The 1,709-nt window shown below is 40.0% G+C and carries 2 protein-coding genes and 1 pseudogene; 2 read left to right on the top strand and 1 reads right to left on the bottom strand.

Annotation, left to right across the window (positions count from 1 at the left end):
- Together BKK52_RS12035 and BKK52_RS12040 are read left to right on the top strand one after the other, a co-directional pair.
- On the top strand, positions 1–657 hold a 657-nt coding region (locus BKK52_RS12035), incomplete at its 5' end, for a VENN motif pre-toxin domain-containing protein (RefSeq protein WP_167367927.1).
- Positions 647–1,444, top strand: a complete 798-nt coding sequence (locus BKK52_RS12040) for a hypothetical protein (RefSeq protein ID WP_077478785.1) — start codon at positions 647–649, stop codon at positions 1,442–1,444. The genes BKK52_RS12035 and BKK52_RS12040, both read left to right, overlap by 11 nt.
- A gap of 97 nt (positions 1,445–1,541) precedes the next feature.
- Here the strand turns inward: BKK52_RS12040 and BKK52_RS12045 are convergent.
- Positions 1,542–1,709, bottom strand: a pseudogene (locus BKK52_RS12045) (IS1595 family transposase); the annotation flags it as partial.

The following is a 1,709-nucleotide window of genomic DNA, read 5'->3' on the forward strand; positions in this document are numbered from 1 at the left end:
TACGTCAGCCCCAAAGATAAAGCCGCCAACCTTGCGGCACATGCACTGCTCTCTGCAGTAGAGTTCCAACTCACAGGCAAAGACCCATTAACGGGCGCGGTTGCAGGGGTGACGGGCGAAGCCACAGCAGAAATCCTCACTAAAGCGATTTACGACAAAACACCAGCGCAACTCACCGCAAGTGAGAAAGAAAACATCAGCACTTTAAGTCAATTGGCAGGGGGCTTGGCAGCATCGCTTACTGCAAAAGCGAATGGCAGCACAGCCCAACAAGGCGGCACATTCCTCACTGCCACTGCGGGAGCTGAAACGGCGAAAAGAGCGGTGGAGAATAATTTCTTGAGTACACTTTCTCAAAATAGACGAGAGGCTCTTGAGAAAAAAATAAAAGAGGGTAAGGCTTCACAAAAAGAGATAATGGAATTTATTTCTTATGAACAAGATGACCACATCAGTGATTATCTTTCGGATAAGGCTCGAAATCACCCTGAAAGAATGACGGATGGTGAATGGAGTAGATTAGGCAACTATCTTCAACGCTATGTCTCGGAAAGTGTTCGTAGTCGAGAAACACCTGATGAAATTAATCGAAGTGTGAAAGATATTGTTTCGGGTAATTATAAAAGGTTATGGCTACGCTTATGCGTTGGACGATGAATATCGTTCTGATTTACCGAGTCGGTGGACAACGAAAGACAGATCGGATAGGGAAATTTTCTATCAAAAACTGTACGCTGAACATATACAAAATCCGAATACGATAGAGAATTCGTTTGATGTTAAATGGCAACGTTCAACGTCTGAAGCTGCATTATTATTTGGAACTGTAGGGAATTCACTTTTAATTAAAGGTGTGAGTAACGTAGAAAAAGTTGCTGATAAAGCATTTGCTTCTGCAATGAAAGCAGAAAATCAATTAAATAAAGCTTTACCGGTTGTGAATGATGCACTGAATAAAGCCTATGTGAATGGGCAATTAGCTTATGCGGATATGGTAGGAAAAGGTGTTAATGGTGTGAGAGGATATGTACGGAACACGATAAAATCAATGGGTGAGCAACCTGTGGGAAGCGTGTTAAAAGGTGCTGCAACCTCAGCAGGTGTTAAATCAGGGTTTGAAGCATATGATTATGCAAATGGAAAACTATTAACGCTTGATAATCTAAAAAATTCAGGTGTGAATGTGGTTTATTCGGGAGCTTTAGCCGCTGCAACTGCTGGCATGCCGATAATCCCTGCGACAGGTTTAGGCATTATGGGAGATTGGGCTAAGGATGGAAAATATGATGTTGTTAAAACAAGCGGTGGTTCTATTGTTGGGGCTAGTTCAGACCGTGTTTTTTATGGTTGGTCTGGTTCTCCATTCGTAAGAGAGGTTCTTACTAATTCATTTGAAAAAATTTATGATTATTACGATAAGGAGAAATCTAATGAACAAAAGTGATTTTTTTAAAATTTTAAAGTTAACGTTATTATCTTTAATAGTTTTATATTTATCTATGTTATCTAGGTTTAATTTTAGGGGCTGACGTAGATTAGCCCTAAATTCCACACCATTTTCGCAACATTTTAAGTTGCTCTTTTGGTGTTCCAAAGTTAAACCGAAATTCACATTCCTTCAAGAATAAGGGAAAATTTTTTCGGTCGATTCCATTATATTTTCGGAGTATCCGCTTGGCTTGGCTCCAAAAATTTTCAATGCCGTTAAT

Source organism: Rodentibacter trehalosifermentans (assembly GCF_002000545.1).
In the GTDB taxonomy this organism is placed as follows: domain Bacteria; phylum Pseudomonadota; class Gammaproteobacteria; order Enterobacterales; family Pasteurellaceae; genus Rodentibacter; species Rodentibacter trehalosifermentans.